The sequence below is a fragment of the Chloroflexota bacterium genome, assembly GCA_020161265.1.
GTDB lineage: Bacteria > Chloroflexota > Chloroflexia > Chloroflexales > Herpetosiphonaceae > Herpetosiphon.
In genome coordinates, this window is sequence record JAIUOC010000001.1 from 1,086,010 (window position 1) to 1,104,592 (window position 18,583).

Annotated in this window: 13 protein-coding genes and 3 tRNA genes; 10 read left to right on the top strand and 6 right to left on the bottom strand. The window is 50.3% G+C overall.

The features are described from left to right. The first annotated feature begins 93 nt into the window (after positions 1–93). On the top strand, positions 94–1,179 hold the full coding sequence (locus LCH85_03955; protein MCA0351130.1) for an E3 binding domain-containing protein: 1,086 nt from the start codon (positions 94–96) through the stop codon (positions 1,177–1,179). On the opposite strand, the gene LCH85_03960 is transcribed toward LCH85_03955, so the two are convergent. Then, complete coding sequence (locus LCH85_03960) at positions 1,176–2,891, bottom strand: peptidoglycan DD-metalloendopeptidase family protein (GenBank protein ID MCA0351131.1); 1,716 nt, start codon at positions 2,889–2,891, stop codon at positions 1,176–1,178. The two genes, LCH85_03955 and LCH85_03960, sit on opposite strands and share 4 nt — an antisense overlap. Positions 2,892–3,275: 384 nt before the next feature. Then, positions 3,276–3,695 (bottom strand): organic hydroperoxide resistance protein, encoded by a 420-nt coding sequence (locus tag LCH85_03965; GenBank protein ID MCA0351132.1) that lies wholly within the window; start codon positions 3,693–3,695, stop codon positions 3,276–3,278. Positions 3,696–3,816: 121 nt separating this feature from the next. Here LCH85_03965 and LCH85_03970 point away from each other — a divergent pair, with 121 nt between their 5' ends. The 9 genes from LCH85_03970 (at position 3,817) to LCH85_04010 (ending at position 14,001) form a co-directional block, all read left to right on the top strand. Beyond that, the gene (locus LCH85_03970; protein ID MCA0351133.1) at positions 3,817–4,266 is read left to right on the top strand and encodes a MarR family transcriptional regulator; all 450 of its coding nucleotides are present in this window, start codon (positions 3,817–3,819) and stop codon (positions 4,264–4,266) included. A gap of 281 nt (positions 4,267–4,547) precedes the next feature. Next, a complete protein-coding gene (locus LCH85_03975; GenBank protein MCA0351134.1) occupies positions 4,548–6,152 on the top strand; it encodes a CTP synthase in 1,605 nt (534 codons plus the stop codon). Positions 6,153–6,742: 590 nt separating this feature from the next. Then, positions 6,743–7,213 (top strand): hypothetical protein, encoded by a 471-nt coding sequence (locus LCH85_03980; GenBank protein ID MCA0351135.1) that lies wholly within the window; start codon positions 6,743–6,745, stop codon positions 7,211–7,213. A gap of 532 nt (positions 7,214–7,745) precedes the next feature. Then, positions 7,746–7,877, top strand: a tRNA-OTHER gene (locus tag LCH85_03985). Positions 7,878–8,035: 158 nt separating this feature from the next. After that, positions 8,036–8,170, top strand: a tRNA-OTHER gene (locus tag LCH85_03990). Between the two features lie 168 nt (positions 8,171–8,338). After that, positions 8,339–8,446: transfer RNA gene (locus tag LCH85_03995), tRNA-OTHER, on the top strand. Positions 8,447–8,596: 150 nt separating this feature from the next. Next, positions 8,597–10,183: a TROVE domain-containing protein gene (locus LCH85_04000; GenBank protein ID MCA0351136.1), complete on the top strand. Its 1,587-nt coding sequence runs from the start codon at positions 8,597–8,599 to the stop codon at positions 10,181–10,183. 185 nt (positions 10,184–10,368) lie between these two features. Beyond that, entirely contained in the window at positions 10,369–12,579 is a 2,211-nt protein-coding gene (locus LCH85_04005; GenBank protein MCA0351137.1) for a tetratricopeptide repeat protein, read from the top strand. Positions 12,580–12,756: 177 nt separating this feature from the next. Then, positions 12,757–14,001: a chloride channel protein gene (locus LCH85_04010; GenBank protein ID MCA0351138.1), complete on the top strand. Its 1,245-nt coding sequence runs from the start codon at positions 12,757–12,759 to the stop codon at positions 13,999–14,001. Between the two features lie 636 nt (positions 14,002–14,637). On the opposite strand, the gene LCH85_04015 is transcribed toward LCH85_04010, so the two are convergent. From LCH85_04015 to LCH85_04030, 4 genes are read right to left on the bottom strand one after another with little or no spacing between them, the layout of a single operon-like run. After that, positions 14,638–15,783 (bottom strand): glycosyltransferase family 4 protein, encoded by a 1,146-nt coding sequence (locus tag LCH85_04015; GenBank protein ID MCA0351139.1) that lies wholly within the window; start codon positions 15,781–15,783, stop codon positions 14,638–14,640. Continuing rightward, positions 15,780–16,556, bottom strand: coding sequence for a class I SAM-dependent methyltransferase (locus LCH85_04020; GenBank protein ID MCA0351140.1), 777 nt, complete (start codon positions 16,554–16,556; stop codon positions 15,780–15,782). The genes LCH85_04015 and LCH85_04020 overlap by 4 nt, the downstream gene beginning before the upstream one ends. 17 nt (positions 16,557–16,573) lie before the next feature. Next, positions 16,574–17,551, bottom strand: coding sequence for a D-glycero-beta-D-manno-heptose-7-phosphate kinase (rfaE1, locus tag LCH85_04025; protein ID MCA0351141.1), 978 nt, complete (start codon positions 17,549–17,551; stop codon positions 16,574–16,576). Further along, a complete protein-coding gene (locus tag LCH85_04030) occupies positions 17,544–18,581 on the bottom strand; it encodes a glycosyltransferase family 9 protein (GenBank protein ID MCA0351142.1) in 1,038 nt (345 codons plus the stop codon). Before LCH85_04030 ends, rfaE1 begins: the two co-directional genes overlap by 8 nt. Positions 18,582–18,583: the final 2 nt, after the last annotated feature.

Sequence of the window (18,583 nt, forward strand, 5' to 3'; positions counted from 1 at the left end):
GCGTCTCAGCGTGGAGTCACCCCTTGTCGATGGTGCTTGCTCCTGCTAATGTGCTGCTCAGCTGTCATTCATGTAGATCACAAAGGAGTGTTCATGGCATCGTCAGTGGCCCTGCCAACGTTTCAATCAACCGCCCGATTATACCGTTGGTTGATTCAACCTGGTGCTGAAGTAGCAGCAGGCCAGATTGTAGCGTTGGTTGTTGATGCACACGCTGAATGGGCGCTTCCAGCACAGCAAACTGGAACGGTTGCGGCATTATTAGTTAATGAGGGAGCCACCCTCGATGCGACTACTCCATTATTACAATTTGTTGAAATGGTGTCAAAACGCCAACTTACTGTCACCCCACTGGCTCGTTGCATTGCCGAGCGCCATCAACTCGATTTAAGCACAATTAGCGGGACGCTCGCCGATGGGCGGGTGGGCAAACGCGATATTCTGGCCCATTTGCCCGATGCTGCCCCAACCCTAGCTGAGCCAACCGAGCAACTCGCTGCACCAGCCGATGGGTTTTGTGTCGCCGAACAGATGGGCAATGCTTTTGCCCAATCTGAGCAAGTAATTGTTGTTGCTGCTCCCAAAAGCCCGCCAACCAGCCAAACAACGCCGCAAGCAAGCACGCTTCAGCCGTGGACTGAGGCCCAACACCAGCAAATTCAGTTGCGCCAATTTGCCGCCGCCAGCATTCCCCAAGCCTATTGCTCACACGCCATCAGCCTCGATCGGTTTGCTGCAACTGAATTAACTGCACATTTATTGTTAGCAACAATTCAGGTCTTGCAACGTCATCCATTATTACGCAGCGTTTGGGCCGCTGGTGATCGTTTGGAACGCGCTAGTTTGCATATTCATGTTGAACATCCTTTGGGTCGCTGTAGCATTCCATTCGCCGCTGATCTGAATTTGCGTGGTTTGCAACGGGCATTAACCAGCCCAACTACTGAGCAAGCTGGGGCGTTTAGCTTTATCCAGAGTGCGGTGAATTTGTGGAGTGCTGCGCCGATCACCTACGGTCAATCGGCGACATTGCATATTGGGGCTACTCGCAAGGTGTTGGTTGGCGAGGCATTGCAAATTAGCCAACAAGCAATCGCCACGCTCAGTTATGATACTCGTTTGATCAGTGATACTGCTGCCGAAGCCTTTTTAGCGGATCTCGCTAAAGCACTGGCTTAATTTAACGATTGAACGGCAATCGCATCGGCCCAAGTTAACGTGCCAGGCATGGCGCTAAGCCCAATCCGGCCAATTTGGCCTGGCTCAAACCAAAAATCGCCCAAACTGAGCCAACTACCAGCATGCTTGGCCTGTTCGATCACAATTTCGCTCATGCCATCGCTATGGGCAATCCGATAATGGGCCGTGCCAGCCTTGGTCGCAGCGTTGGGAATAAAGACCAATACGCGATAACGACCCGCTTGGGCGATCCATGGCCGCCAAAGCGTTTGACCACCAGTGCGTGTCCAATGTGAACCATTGAAATTGCCTGCAGAATCCGCTTGCCAGCTACTACCATACCGTGTGGTTGTGGCTGGATCACTATCATCAGCCAAACTGCTCATGGCTGGTTGATTACAACTATCGACCTGATCCAGCCATAACCAACGACTGCTGGTTCCACCTGGATGCGCAGCCCATGGATCGGGCAAGGTGTTACACCAGCCAGCAGGGTCAGTATCGCGACCCAAGCGCTGAATGCTCAAATGGAGATGATCATTAACGCTACAACCAGTTTGGCCAATCAGCCCCAGTAATTCCGATTGAGCCACCTGCTGGCCTGCTTGCACATCAACCCGCCCCAAATGCCAATATGCGCTGCGATAACCATTAGGATGCTGAACCACTACCACGCCTGCTGGTGTAGCACAGCCACTATCAATCCAGCCCGCAAACAGCACTGTGCCCGCTGCCACAGCCAAAATCGGGCTATCGGCGGGCAGATCATAATCCCAGCCATTATGCCCGTCGTAGCCCAACTCGAAACTTAAACCATTGCCAAGCATCGTGCCATCGGCGTTAATCAAAGGATATTGATGGTCGAATTGGGCAATTGGATGATTGGCGGCATTAAATGGCGTGACCATAAACGGCTGATCAATGACTGGATTGTAGATTGGCTGACGCGGATCGCCCATAATCGGCGTTACTTGCGCAACCCATGACTGGTTGCCAACACCCAACAATTGTTCAAGCTCAGTTTGATTATGGGTTTGCGCCAATACCCGTAACAAACTGGCATTCGCGAGATCGAGTGGTTGTTCAGCTGACCACCAGCCACCATGCTGAAGCTGAAAGGTATTGGTTAATGGTTGGCTTAAACCTTCGCGTAATTCTAGCGTTGCCCAAAGCACTTGTTGCGGAAAGCCTGTTTCGGGGCCGCCAAACGCCTGTTCAAACCCTGGCGAATTGGCAGCATCGTGATTAATTGCCAACAAACTCACTAAAACCAGTGGATTAATATTCCAGCGCAAGGCTTGGCCTGTGATGATATTAGCAGCATCTTGTTGGATGCCATTACCCACATCAAAAGTTTGCTTAGCCAAGGTGGGCCAATATTTAGCCAGCAACCTAGCAATAGTTTGGGCATCGCCATAGCGAGCATCTTGCAACCGTACCGGATCGATCAGCAAGGGCAATTGGCGTTGTTCAGCGGCGCTGCCAATGCCTGCACCTTGGGGTATTGCAGTTGAACTTGGCTCTTCGATTGCTGGGTTTGTGCTAGGTTGGCTATTTGGCTGTGGATCAAACACGCTTGGCAAGAGCAAGGGCACTGGCAAAAGCAGACATAAATCAAGCAACAACAGCAATAACAATGGCTTAGGTAAGCCACGATCAAAACGCCAGGCACGTTGCAATGATCGATTAGGGCTGAGTGAATGGCGGGCCATAGACCAAACTCCTGCATACAAAAACTGCTGTTAGCCTAGCCTGCCAAGCTGCAAAATACTACCCACCGAGATTAACAACTGATGTCAGGCGTTATGAAAGGATGAATTATGAATTATGAGGGATGAAGGTTTAATGCCGAGGCACAATAGAGTATGTGGGGCTATGGAACAATCTTTGGGCAATTTGTGGATTAACGTTTAACGCAGAGGCGCAGAGGACGTATGGCTATGGGGCTATGGGCTATCAGAACAATATTCGGGCAATTCGTCGATTAACGCAGAGGCACAGAGAAATATTTAATTCTCTGCGCCTCTGCGTTAACGTTATTTAATTATTGGCAAGCGTTAACTCCTGATCCCCAAACCCCGATCCCTGATCCCTAACTACTTTACAATCAACTCAACTTCGATATTGCCACGGGTCGCGTTGCTATAAGGGCAAACCGTATGGGCTTTTTCAACCAAGGCTAAGGCTGTTTCGCGCTCGACCTTAGGCAAATCGACGGTCAAAGTGACGGCCAAACCATAGCCACCTTGGGCATTAGCTCCAAGGCTGACCGTGCCTGTCACGCTTGAATCAGTTGGATCGGCTTTGGCATGTTTGGCGACCAAACTCAAGGCACTATGAAAGCAAGCAGCATAGCCAGCGGCAAACAATTGCTCAGGGTTGGTCGCGCCACCAGGCCCACCTAACTCTTTGGGCGAGGCAAGATCGAGCGTCAAGCTACCATCGGGTGCAGTTACTTGGCCCGTGCGTCCACCAGTTGCCGTCATTGTGGTCGTATATAAGGTTTTAAGCGCCATATCATCAATCTCCAAAACACACTAGATTTATATTGATACCAATTGTATTGTGTGCAATATAATTTGTCAATAGCTAATTTTCATGCTACGGTGCTTAGGTCACACAAACAGGAGGCCAGCAATGAATTTGGAACAACAGGGCTTGTTATTGGAGCAGCAATTGTGCTTCGATGTCTATGCGGCCTCACGAGCGATCAACAAGGCCTATCGACCACTTTTAGAAACCTTGGGCTTAACCTACCCACAATATTTGGTGATGTTGGTGCTGTGGGAGCACGAAGCTCAGACTGTCAAGCAGCTTGGCGAACAATTACAACTCGATTCGGGCACGCTCTCACCATTGCTCAAACGGCTGGAAAGTGCGGGCTTTTTGCAGCGCCAACGCCGTGCCAGCGACGAGCGTGAAGTCGAAATTCAATTAACTGAGGCAGGCCGCGCCTTGCGTCAACAGGCCAGCAATGTACCAGCCTCGATTTTTCAAGCAATTGGCTTAAGCGCTGCTGAATATCTCCAGCTTAAGCATTTGTTACGTCAAGTGATGGCTTCAGTTGAAGCAAATCACCCTGATTAGAGCTGGTTAGTTTCTGATAAACTTCATTCAATCGATCATGGTCACCACCCCTCCCCCCCGCCTCAAGGCGGGGAACGTAGGTGGTTTTCATCCCCCCTGCACCCGCTAAAGCACAATTAGTGGATAGCTATCGCACAATATTTAAATCTTCAAGGGCATGTTTGAAGAAGCACTTTTGACCTAAATAACCTTGCCCCTACGATCAAACCATCTATGGTATAATCAAGGCCCGTACTGATGATATTCAGTGCGGATTTTTTATTTAACGCGGAGCACAGTAAATGACGAAGTATATTTTCGTGACGGGTGGCGTAGCTTCATCGGTGGGCAAGGGAATCACCGTGGCCTCGCTGGGCCGTTTGCTGAAAAGTCGTGGCATTAGCGTTTCAATTCAAAAACTTGATCCATATATCAATGTTGACCCTGGTACGATGTCGCCCTACCAACATGGCGAGGTCTTTGTGACCGAAGATGGCGCTGAAACCGACCTCGATTTGGGCCACTACGAACGCTTTATTGATGAAAATTTGTCCCGCGTTAATAACATTACAACCGGCCAAATTTATTCTTCAGTGATTCAAAAAGAACGCCGTGGCGATTTCCTCGGTGGCACGATTCAAGTTATTCCGCATATCACCAACGAAATTAAAAGCCGCGTGGCTTTGGTAGCCAAAAATACCAGTGCTGATGTGGTAATTGTCGAAATTGGTGGCACAGTCGGCGATATTGAAAGCCTGCCCTTCCTCGAAGCCATTCGCCAAATGAAAAAAGATGTGGGTCGCGATAATGTGATCTATATTCATGTCACATTGTTGCCCTATCTCCAAGCCAGCGGCGAACTCAAAACCAAGCCAACCCAACACTCAATCGCCGAATTGCGCCGCGTAGGCATCTCGCCAGCAGTGGTGTTATGTCGCTCCGATTTGCCTGTTGATGATGATATTCGTGAGAAAATCGCGCTGTTTGCTGATTTACCCAACGAGGCTGTGGTAGCTCTCCCAACCGTCGATTCGATTTATGAAGTGCCATTGGTGCTTGAGGAAGCAGGCTTAGGCGATTTAATTATCGAACGCTTGGCTTTGGCTGCTCAGCCCGTTCAGCTCGATGAATGGCGCTCGTTAGTTGAGCGCATCAAACAACCCAAACGCCATACCACCGTGGCGATTGTAGGCAAATATGTGGAGTTGCGCGATGCCTATATGAGCGTCGCCGAATCGGTGCGCCACGCTGGTTGGGCACAGGATATTCAAGTTGATATCAAATGGGTCTCATCGGAAGAACTTGAAGTGGCTGATCCAGTAACCATGCTTGGCGATGTCCAAGGAATCATTGTGCCTGGCGGCTTTGGCTATCGCGGGGTCGAGGGCAAAATTCGGGCTGTGCGCTATGCTCGCGAAAACAAAATCCCCTTCTTGGGGCTTTGTTTGGGCATGCAATGTGCCACAATTGAATTTGCCCGCTTTGCCTTGAATGCGCCCGATGCCAACTCAACCGAATTTAACCCCAACACCAAACTGCCTGTGATCGACTTTATGCCTGATCAGTTGGATATCAGTGATAAGGGCGGGACAATGCGCTTGGGCGTTTATCCATGTATTTTAGCGCCCGACACCAAAGCTGCTAAAGCATATGGCCGTGAATTGGCCTTGGAACGCCATCGCCATCGCTTTGAGTTTAACAACAAATATCGCAAAGCCATGGAAGCAGCCGGCTTTGTCATCAGCGGTCACTCACCTGATGGTCGTTTAGTCGAGATTGTTGAGTTGCGCGACCATCCTTGGTTTGTGGCTTCGCAATTCCACCCTGAGTTCAAATCGCGCCCGAACAATCCGCATCCATTGTTCCGCGATTTTGTGCAGGCAGCCTTGGAACAAACCGCCGAATAAAAGGCAAAAAGAACATAGAAATTGGAGAACGGTTGTGGGGGATCGGGCTAGCAATAGCCTGATCTTCATTATTTAAGGATAAAGGATGAATTATGAGGGATGAAGGCCAAATCAAATAGGACATAGAGCCTAAAATAATCCTTTGTGATCTTCGCTTCCTTTGCGGTTTCAGCCCTTCGCATCATTTATAGATCAAGGCAGATGCCTGATCGCTATGCTCTATGCTCTATGTTCTTTACTCAGCCTAATGGCTTAGAAATTTCCGCCCGACGACTGATGCAAGCCTGATTAACAGCGCTTATAGTTAGCCCATCACCAAATTAGATTCGATTGCAGCATAGGAAAGGAACGAGCACCATGCGACGGCTACTCACCAATCCACAACCAAAACGCCAGTCAAGCACACATTACTCGCCAATAGCCCACATTTGTGGCTCATTGCGTAATGTAGATTTAGGCTATGGTTTTGCTGGCGAGATGAGTTGGACGAAGGATGGATGGCGACCAATAGTGTGACGCGTACTGACACACGCTAATGCTAAGGTCGTCACAGCAGTGACGACTATTTTGTTTTAGCTAGAGGTTTGCTCATGACGCTCGAAGATCCTACCCGCATTGATATTGTTGCGGGTTCACTCGACCCCGCCCGCCCTGGGTTGGATTTATGGGTCGTAGACAACGGCTCAGTCGCTGATGACAGCCTCCGCTATCGTTTGCTGATTGCGAAAGTCTTGATCTATGCCAATTATATTGCCAGCCCCATGTTTACTGTTCAACATCCTAAGATTAAACGTTCCGATGTTTTGATTCGGGTAGTTTGCTTAACTGCTCCAACCAAAACGATGCGCGACGTAACAGGGATTGTTTCTTGGTTTGATCAAACCTTGCGTGTGCCGGTGGTGGTAGAAGATGCTGCCAAAGTTGCCAAGCGCTTGGATGCTTGCCAAGGCGAAGTGCGCCGCTATGTGCGTAAGGTATTGGAATTGGCGCAAATTGAGACAGCGCCCGAACCAACTTCCTGGCGTTTACCATGGCGCGGAAAAGCTAAAAAAACCGCTTGAGGGAGAGAACGAGCCGAGCAGGATCAACGTATAGGTTGAGGTATCGCTAGCCAATGATCGATTTCAACATCAAGGGGTTAGCGCTTGTGGGAGAGAATCAACAAGTTGGCGAGGTGAAGTATTTACGATTTAGCCAGCTTCCTCGCCAGCTTGTGGGAGACAAGTGAGAGTTTGCTGAGGTGCTTGTGGGACATACTTCGCTCATTCCGAAGTTCCACGCCTTTTCCTCAGCAGCCCTGAACGTTCAGCATACCGATTGAAGGAGTCGTATGCCGCTACCAAAGGAACCAAACAATGTTAATGTGGCGAATGCGGGCTTTAATCAGCCGCTTCTTGGAACCCTTGTAACACGATGGTAGTCTAGTAATAGATCTCGATCGACGAAGGCTGTAACCGCGAAGAACGCGAAGGGCACGAAGAAGGGTTTTAGGCAGATGGCTAGTGGCTATCGGAAAATTTGCAGGTTTGGTACGTGTGCTTGGGATGGAAAACGTTACCGATCCCCAGTCCCTGACCGCCGAACTATAAACATGAGCACATAGTTTAACGGCAGAACAACAGGATGTGCTTCGGCACAGTACTTCGACAACTCTTCCTCAATCTGAGGTGATCGTGGGAGTTACTTCGTTAGCCTGACGTATAGGTTCGATTCCTATTGTGCTCACCTACATTGATCCACGAATGCTATAACCGCGAAGGGCACGAGGGCGAGGGATATAGGCTGATGGCCAGTGGTTATCGGGAGATTTGCAGGTTTAGCAAGCGTGCTTGGGATGGAAAACGTTACCGATCCCCAGCCCTCGACCGCCGATCTCTAAACGTGAGCATATAGTTCAACGGCAGAATACCAGGAGTGCTTCGGCACGGTGCTTCGACAGCTTTTCCTCAATTTGAGGTGTTTGTTGGAGTTACTTCGTAAGCCTGGTGGTATAGGTTCGATTCCTGTTGTGCTCTCCAAATGTGATCGACGAAGGCTGTAACCGCGAAGAACGCGAAGGGCACGAAGAAGGGTTTTAGGCTGATGGCTAGTGGCTATCGGAAAATTTGCAGGTTTGGCAAGCGTGGTTGGGATGGAAAACGAACTGATCCCCAGCCCCTGACCCCCGACCCCTCTATATAAATTTCGGGCCTATAGCTCAGTTGGTAGAGCAAACTGCTTCTGCGTCAACTTCCTCGTTCGCGAGGTGATAGTAGGGGCTACTTAGGTCGCAGGTTCGAGTCCTGCTAGGCCCGACCTATTGTGACACCATGGTCTAGTCGAATCAGCTGTGATGTAGTTGCCCAAACCAATTCACAGCGTTTGATCCGCAAGCGTGATTCGGGCTAGGCCATGGTTGCTTTGTTGAGAAGAGTTGTTTCCTACCTTATGACTTGGAGGTGGCTATGAACATTGTTCGCCGCCTGTTTGCTCGCACGCCTGATGCAGCACATGGGCTTAACCACGAGGGCTTTCCTACCTATCAACGCAGTTTGGCTGAACGTTATGTGCAAAGCTTGTTGACCAATACCATTGGCTCAACCTTTTACGCCTCACAAGGTAGCAATTATGCCTTGGCCTTGGAGTTGCACCAAACGATATTGGCCCATGATCCAGTGTTTGCTGCGAAAGCCTTGGTGTATGCTCGCGAACAAGGAACCATGCGCCTTCAGCCAATTATCGGCTTGGTTGTGCTATCAACTGTCGATTTGGGCTTGTTTCGTCAAATTTTCAAGCGCATTATTCTCACACCAGGCGATTTGCAAGATTTTGTGCAAATTGTGCGTTCGCGTCAGATTCGGCATGGCATGGGTCGGGCAATCAAGCAAACAATCAACGAATGGTTGCTTAACTTGAGCGAATATCACGTAATTAAATATGGTGGCACGAATTCAGGCAGCATGACCTTGCGTGATGTGCTGCGCCTAACCCGCCCGCAACCTGTCGATGATCGCACTAATGCCTTGTTTAGCTATTTGATTGATCGTGAGCGCTGGCGCACAACCTGGGCTGAGCAAGCGCCCACGCTGTTGCCGCAAATCGCAGCGGTCGAGCAACTTAAGCGCACGAGCGATCCGACTGAGCAGCGAGCGTTGGTTGAGACTGGTCGTCTGCCCTACGAAATTGTCACAGGTACGGGCAAGCCAGATTTGGCAATGTGGCGAACGTTGATCGAGCAAATGCCCTATTTGGCCTTGCTACGCAATTTGGCCAGTTTGCAACGGTCGGGCGTGTTCCACGACGCGGCGATGGTTGAATATGTGGTTGGGCGTTTGAGCGACCTTGAAGCCTTGCGCCGTGCCAAGATTCTGCCATTTCGTTTGCATGCAGCTTGGTTAGCTTTCACGCCACTGAGCGAGCAGGAAAAGCTGATTCAGCAAACGCTTGAGCAGATGCTTGAAATGGCCTTCGTCAACATGCCCGAAATTCCTGGGCGGGTCGTGGTTGCCCCGGATGTTTCTGGTTCGATGCGCGGCTCCATCAATCCTAAGTCGCAAGTACGTTATGTCGATGTTGCAGGCATTTTCGCTGGATCACTCTATCGCAGCAACCCAACCGCCCAACTGCTACCTTTTAATACCAGCATTGTTCAGATGGAGACGTGGCGCGAAACCAAATTGATGTGGCTGACAAAGCAAATTACGGCCAAACTTGGTGGTGGCACAGCAGTTTCCGCTCCAATCTCGCATTTGTATGATCGCCGCGAGGTGGTCGATGTAGTAATTGCAATTACCGACAATGAGGAATGGGCAAGTGATAGCTATGGTGGCACAAGTTTTGTCAGCGTTTGGCGCAAATATCTGGCCGAGGTTAACCCCAAGGCTCAAGCATTTTTGATCACGATTGCGCCCTATCCGCACGCGGTTGCCCCGCCCGATGAGCCAAATGTGAGCTTTATTTTTGGCTGGGCCGAGCATGTGCCAGCCTATATCGCCCAAAGCTTGCTTGGCTACGCCGATCAGCTGAGCACGATCGAGCAGATTACCCTTTGATCACGGCCTATGCCAGCAATCCCTGTAGCACAATTCTACAGGGATTGCTGCATTTAAAGCGATTTTTCGTGTATGATTAACCAATGCAACGGCTCATCAATCGGGCTATGCACGACAACTAGCATGCAATGAGGCATGACTGCTATCAATGTTGATGGCGCTAGCAGAAACCAATTGGTGTGAATATGCAGACAGAACATTCCGATCTCCTTCCCCGTTACACCACTGCTCTAATTGGGCGTGATGCTGAAACTGCTGAAATTAGAGCTTTATTGGCCCAAGGTCAGCGGTTAATTAGTTTGGTTGGGGCAAGCGGCGCGGGCAAAACCCGTTTGGCTGTTGATTGTGCCCGTTTATATGCCGACCAATTTGTTGGTGGCTGTTTTTTTGTTTCGTTGGTACCGATTCGGGCGGCGGGCTTGGTGCTAGCAACGATTGCCGAAAGCCTCGGTATCGCTCCCACTACCGATCAACCATTGCTCACCACGATTGCCGACCATTTTCCACATCAACCTAGCTTGTTAATTCTCGATAATATTGATCATGTGGTCGAGGCTGCTTCGGATGTGCAAGCTTTAGTAGCAGCCGTACCGCAATTAACCATTTTGGTCACGAGCCAAGTGGCCCTAAACGTGGCTGCTGAAACGATCTATCGGGTACCCTTGTTGAGTGTGCCTGCCGAAGATGCTCGCTTGAGCGCCAGCGAAATTTTGCAATATGGCGCTGTGCAATTGTTTAGCGAACGCTTGCGGCGGTTGCAGCCAATGCTCAAAGTCGATCAACCACAGGCTCAAGCGATCGCCGAAATGTGTCGTTTGGTGCAGGGCTTGCCCTTGGCCGTTGAGCTCGTCGCTAGCCATAGCCGCAGTTTGCCGCCCTCGGATTTAGTACGAATGGTGCGGCATCACTTGCGCTTGGGTGCGGCTATGATCGACAAAAATAGCACCATGCAGCGCAAAGAAATTTTGTGGCCAGTGCTCGATTGGTGCTATCGCCTGCTTTCACCAACGCTGCAAGTGTTGTTTATTCGCTTGGGGATTTTTCGCGGCAGTTGGACGCTCGAATCGGCTGAAGCGATTTGCGCGGGAATTCCCGACGTACCGATCAATGTGGTCGAAGGCTTACAAACCTTGGTCGATAAATCGTTGGTACAGCTTGAAACTCTGCCCAACGGCGACCATCGTTATCTGATGCTTGATGCGGTGCATTCGTATGCTGAAGGTCGTTTGCAACGTCGCCGTGAAGCGAATCACTTGCAACGATTGTATAGCTCGTACTTTACCCATTTGGCGGAGAGTGCCGAAAAACCCTTGCTTGGAGCCGATCAGCCGCTGTGGATGGCCCGCTTGCAAAGTGATATTTACAACTTACGCTCGGTGCTCGATTGGGCGGTTGAGCAACATCCCGCCACAGCCTTGCGGATTGCTGGCTCGTTGTGGTTGTTTTGGTTTACCAAAGGCTATGCCCAAGAAGCGCGGATCTGGATTCGTCAAGCATGGCGGCGTGAGCACGAAATTGAGCCTGTCGTTCGCGCCAAAGCAGCGATTGCCGCAGGCATTTGTGCCCAATATTTCGCTGATCATGCTGATGCAACGTTATGGTATGAGCGTGGTCAAGCCTTATTCAAGCAAGTTGGCGATACCTTTGGCGAAACCCGCGCTTTGCATAATTTGTCATCACTAGCCTATCAACAACGCTATTATCAAAAAGCAGTGGAGCTTGGCGAGGATGTGGTGGCACGTTGGCAAGCCATGGGCGATAGCTCTGGCGAAGCTGCCGCCTTGAGCAATTTGGCTAGCTCCTACACTGGTTTGGGCCGTTTCGATGATGCTGAACGTTGCTATCAACAAAGCTTACAAATCAACCGCAGCCTTGGCAATCAAGTTGGCATTATTCTTTGCCAAAGTGCCCGCGGCTGGCTGGCTTGCGCTATTGGCGATTTGGAATTAGCTCAAGAGGCACTGGAAGAATCGCTCAATCTAGCCCTGCAAAACGATGCTCGCAACTTAATTCCTGGTTCGCAAAGTGCATTGGCTAGAGTTTGGTATAAAAAAGGCCAAATCCAACGGGCTTTCGAGCTTTTGCGGCCCGTTTTTGATATCCAAGCTCAATTGCAAAATTTGGAGCAATCGGGTGAAGAGATGATCACCCTCGCCGCGATTTTGGCTGAACACTATCCAGCCTTAGCCCAACAAGCGCTTGGGTTTGCTGAACACATGCAAGATCCTTATAATGAAGAACTTCGGCCTGATCCGGCAACGCTGCTCTTTTTCAAGCAAACTGCCGAGCGGGTGAGCCATTTTGCGGGGCAAGTTGCAGCTCCATCAACCCTGCCAACAATTAGCGAATTTCTCGATTTAGTCGATCAAACGGTTGATCCACGAGTTTTGGGCTAGTTGGGAAGCGGGGAGTTTTAACCATCAAGGCAAATGAGGCTATCGACTTTTGGCAGTGATGATCGTTTAGGAAACCAATGATTGTTCCGCTAGCCTTTAGTCAATAGCCTCAAAACCTCATGTCACTACGTTAAATGGTAGTCCCAAAGTTTGGCCTAATTTAATAAGGAAACTCTGATGATGCGACAGATTGGGCGCTGGACAGGCTTAGCAGTGATCATAGGCATTGCTGCAGGCCTTGCTAGCGCCTTTTTTTTAGTTAGTTTGGCTTGGGTGACCAGCCTGCAAACCAACAACTGGTGGTTATTGCTCAGTTTGCCGTTGCTTGGTGGCGTGGTGACATGGCTCTATCAGCGTTTTGGCACGAGCGTGGCGGCGGGCAATAATCTGATCATTGAACAACTGCATAACCCTGATTCGGCGGGAATTCCCTTACGCATGGCTCCGTTGGTGTTGCTCGGAACCTTGTTGACCCATCTTGGTGGTGGCTCAGCTGGGCGCGAAGGGACGGCAGTGCAAATGGGCGCGAGTTTGGCAGCGCGAATTGGGTGTTGGTGGCGCTTGCCCCAAGCTGAATGGCGCTTAGTAGTGATGATGGGCATCAGCGCAGGGTTTAGTAGCGTCTTTGGCACGCCGATTGCCGGCACAATTTTCGCCATGGAAGTGCTGGCATTTGGCGTTTTGCGCTACGAAGCGTTATTACCATGTTTGGTGGCAGCCTTGGTTGGCGATGGGGTGGTGCGTTGGCTAAATGTTGCGCATAGTCATTATCATGTGGCCGATGTGCCCGATTTGAGCATGATCTGGGCGATTTTAGTTGGAGCAGGAATTTGCTTTGGCTTAGCTAGCAGTGCCTTTGCGATCTGGACTGAATTGGTACAAACGTGGTCACGGCGTTGGTTGCCCAACCCAATTTTTCGGGCAATGGCTGGCGGTGGGCTGATTGTAGGTATTAGCTTTTTGTTGAATACTCGTGATTACAATGGGCTAAGTTTGCCGTTGTTGGCGCAGGCTTTCGAACCAAAAGGCGTTGTATTTTGGGCTTTTGCGCTCAAATTATTATTAACTGGCTTGACCTTGGGCGTGGGCTTTAAAGGTGGCGAAGTAACGCCATTGTTTGTGATTGGCGCGACGCTTGGCTCAGCTTTAGCCCCATTATTTGGTGTGCCAACTGATTTGTTGGCGGCATTGGGCTTTATTGCAGTGTTTGCCGGGGCTGCTAATACCCCGATTGCTTGTGTTTTGATGGGAGTTGAATTATTTGGCTCGGCTTTGCTTGGGCCTTTGATGCTCACAACCTGCATTGCCTACGCTATTTCGGGCCATCGCGGAATTTACGCAGCCCAACGGGTTGGCTTAGCCAAACGCCAGCATTTGGCACATCAAACTGGCAAGCGGCTTGATCAACTGGATGCTGATTAAAAAAATGAGGCCCGAACTCTAGCCTAGTGTCGGGCCTCGGCAGCGCTATTGATTTGCACACATCAATACGTTTAAACTATCACGTCAGTCCTAAGAGCGCTGGGTTTTTCCATTAAACTACGGCCCCAAAGTTTGGCGGAGCTGGCTAGATTCGAACTAGCATCCAGCGGTATATGCATGATAGTGCTTGACTTGATGTTCAACAGCAAATACTGAATCTAGAGCGATAATCTGAATTTGAGTGGCTGTGTTAGCGCCTCTGCCAATTGGGCTACCCAGCCTAGGTTGGTGGCTGGGGGAGGATTCGAACCTCCACTTTCTAACACGACGTTTGCCGATTCAGCTTGAGCTTTAGTCTCAGCTTGCGCTCTTGCGCAGTGCTATTGTAGGCTAGGTTCCAGGTTTGGGCAATCGTGCTTTAGGCTGATTCACGCGTGGCTAGGGGTCAGGGATCAGGGGCTAGGAATCGATAGGGCAATCATGAAGGTTGTTTTGCCACAGATTGGCACAGATTTATTTGATTATGGTTTTGATCCACGAAGCACACGAAGGGGAGTTGGCTATCGGTTTGATTGTAACATCACAACATGTTCCGATAGCCTATAGCCTATAGCCATAACCTCTGATCCCTGGCCCCTAGCCTCTGACCCCTGCTCGATACAACTCAAAAGTACGTTGCAACATTGTTTGCAATTCAAATTGCTGTTGAATGCGTTGGCGAGCAGCTTGGCGACAGGCTTGATTTAATGATTGATCGCTGAGCATACGCCCAATTGACTGCGCCAGCGCAACACTTTGGCCTGGCTCAACCAATAGACCTTGGATTCCATCGCTGATTGCTTCGCGTGTGCCGTCGGTGCTGCTGGCAACAATTGCTTGCCCACTGGCCATGGCTTCGAGCAAGGCAAACGATAAGCCTTCGTACAGCGATGGCAAGACAAAAACATCAAGCGCGGCCAATGCAGCAGGCATATTGGCTTGCTGGCCAACAAAATGAATCTGCTGCGACTTTGGTAGTTGTTGGGCAGCTTGGCGTAATTCGTCAGCTAAATCGCCCTCACCAATTAATGCGACATGCAGATTCGGCTGCGCTTGCCACAGCTTTGGTAAGGCCTCGAATAAAATTTGGTGGCCTTTTTGGCGGCTCAAACGGCCAACCACGCCTAAAAGTGGTACATCGGCGGGAATTTGCCACGCTGCACGAGTCGCAGGATCACGCGGTTGCGGCTGCCAGCGCTGGCTATCAACCGCATTATAAATTGTGTGTAAACGCCGCTTAGGAAAACCAAATTGCTCCAATAACAATTGAGCATTGCCTTGCGAAACCGCGATGCCAGCGTGCAAAGTGGCGTATTGCCAACGCCGATTGAGCAGCCGTAGATGGTGGGAAAGCCAATTGAAGCGCGGAATTGGCGTGACCAATTGGAAGGTGATAACTCGGCGTGGCACTCGCGCCAATGCTGCACCCAATACCAATTCTGCGGCACGGCGCGGCGAGGGCACAACAAAATGCACAATATCAGGCCGTAATTGGCGAAAAAGCTGCACCGCTTGATTGACTGCCTTCAGTGATAACCCATGTTCGTGCACTACATCCAAGGTTGCGATGCTCGCTCCATGGGCTTTGGCTCGATCAATCAAGGGTTGGGTGGCTGGGCGCGGCGGCAGCAACAAGCCAAGCTCAAACTGCTGTTGATCGGCATTGAGCAGCAGGGTTTCTAAATAGCCCTCGGCTCCGCCAAGGGCTGTACTATCGCTAACAAACCAGAGTCGCTGTTTCACGCGGGCACTCGATAGATCGCTAAACGAGTTTGTTTGATGCGGTAAATCGGCAAGCGCTCAGCCAATTCGTTGACGCAGCGGGTGACCCCAACACACTCAGGATGCGCATCGACCCAGGTATAATCATCCCAAACAACCACCCCACCAGGCCGCACCAATTTCAGCGCCACTTCGGTATCAGCCTTAACAAAGGGATACGAATGATCAGCATCAACCAAGACTAAATCCATTTGGCCATAATACGAGCTAAAATCGAATGGCTCTAAACCAAGCCAAAGCTGAGTGATTTTGCTGGCCTCAGGGGTATTGTGAAAATGCTGGCCTGGCGTGAAGCTTAATTCAAACTGATAGCCATTGCGCCGCAAATATTCGTTGCGGGTCTTAACATCAAGGTCAAGCGTGTAGATTTTGGTTTCAGGGCTGCTATGCTGAGCCATCATGCGCGTGGTTGCGCCCATGTAGGTGCCAAATTCAAAAATCGTTTTGGGTTGGCTAATTTGGGTCACACCGGCTAACGATAGCAATTCGGCCAAGGGCATTTCCATCGTGTCGTCGCGTACAATCGCAGCAACTGGCACTTCGATGCTGGCTTGACGGCCTTCAGGAAACAGCTCAGGCAGTGATCGTTGAGTTAATGTATATTCGGCGTAGCGGCCATATTGCTCGAATAGGCGTTGGCGCACAGTTTTTTGATTATTGGCAACCCGCCAAGCGATATAACGTTGCAACACTGGCTTGGGGATAAATGGCCGGACTCGGCTTTTCCACGACATAGCGGTTCCTTTGATAATTAATAAAGGCTGGTAACTGCTTGCGATAATTCGGCCAGATCGACGGTAGCCGTGCCAACTTTGCCCACCACAATTCCAGCTGCCAGATTGGCCAATTGCATGGCATGCTCCAAACTACTGCCACTGGCTAATGCCAAGGCCAAAATTGCCACAACCGTATCGCCTGCTCCAGTGACATCGTAAACGTTGCGGGCATGGGTTGGCAAAAAGACTGGGGCATGGTCGTTGCGATAGAGCGCCATGCCATCAGCGCTGCGGGTAATGATCAGCGCTGCGCCTTGCAGCAAATCCAACAATTGATCAGCAGCATGGTGCAGTTGTTCAAGCGTTTGTAGGCTTAGCCCTGTTACAACTTGGGTTTCTTGCAGATTGGGCGTAATAACGCTGGCTTGGGCATAGCGCTGATAATTGATGCCCTTGGGATCAACCACCACCGGAATGTTGTAGTGCCGTGCCTGTTGAATGACATGTTGGCAAACTCGCTCGGTCAGCACACCCTTGGCGTAATCTGAGAGAATACAAACCTGGCAATTAGCAATCTGTTGATCAACCCAAGCGCACAGTGCTGCTTCGCTAGCTGCATCAAGCGCCGTACTGACCTCGCTATCATAGCGCAACATCTGTTGGTTATGGGCGATGATGCGGGTTTTGAGCGTAGTTGGCCGTTGAGCACTGATTAAGCCTGTGCTATCGGCAACGCCCGCCTGTTGGAGGGCAATTTTGAGTTGTTGGCCCGCCAAATCGTCGCCGATCACCCCGCTAAGCAGCACTTCGGCATTGAGCGCGGCAATGCTGGCGGCAACATTGCTGGCTCCGCCTGGCCGATAGCTACGCGAACGCACATTGACGATTGGCACTGGCGCTTCGGGCGAAATGCGCGTCACATCGCCCCAAATATATTCATCGAGCATGACATCGCCAACAATTAAGACCCGTTGTTGGCTTAATTTGGCTAGCGTGGCAGTTAATTCATGCACAATGAATCTCCAATTCGATCAATTCATGGGCTGGACGTGGCGTGATATAATCGATTTTCAATGGCTGGCCAACTAAATCTAATTGCTCTTCGACCGCCGCCAAAACCATTTCTGGCGTAATTTCCTGCATACATTGGCGCTCGATTGGGCAATTTTCCCAGAGCCAGCAGGGCGCACAACTTAATGGCGTGTACAAATTGCTATTGCAGCTATAACCCGATTGAAACGGTGCTTCACGACCACCAAAAATAATCACCGAGCGGCAATCGACTGCCCGTGCCAAGTGCATTTGAAAGCCGACAAAGCCAATAAAGAGCTGCGCAGCCTGCAAAATTGCTGCCGATTCGCGGATGCTGGCTTTGCCACGCAGATCGATCACATGCTCAAGTTTGGGGTCGCTCGGCATACCAAGTTGCACAATCGTAAAGCGTTTGGCTAATTGATTGACTACAACTTGCATGCGTTCGGGATACCACTCTTTGGTTGCGATTGGATAGCGTGCTGCCAAAATTGAGCTTTGCACCGCAATATAGGGCTTGGAAATAATATGTTGAGTACGTTCAGCTTCAGTTAAATGCAGATAAGGCCGCACGCCCACCGGATAATCGATTCCCAAAACCGAAGCCATATTGGTAATCAGATGTTGCTGTGGTGGTAAATCGCGGGCTTGTTCTTTAATATGGGTCGTATAATTGAGCCGCTTGAATGGCAAGCCATGCTGTTCAATGATTTTAAAATAATAGGGCATCACCGGAATTATTCCAGCAATGTCGGGGTTATGCGCGAATAATTCGGGATTATTAGTTTGCATCCAAAGATCGGCCTCGCCATGTTCGCGTAAGGCCCGAAAAATCGCTGTGCATAATAATTGATCGCCAAGCCCACCGCCAAACCCTAGCACTCGCCGAATCGTGGGTTTGCGTAAGTGTAAGTTTAAATGCCACCAGCGCGGCAAAAATTTGCTTTGCCAATCGTAGCGCAAGCGGCGCTGAACTCGCGCTAAAAATGAGATTTGGTTTGGATCTGCCACAA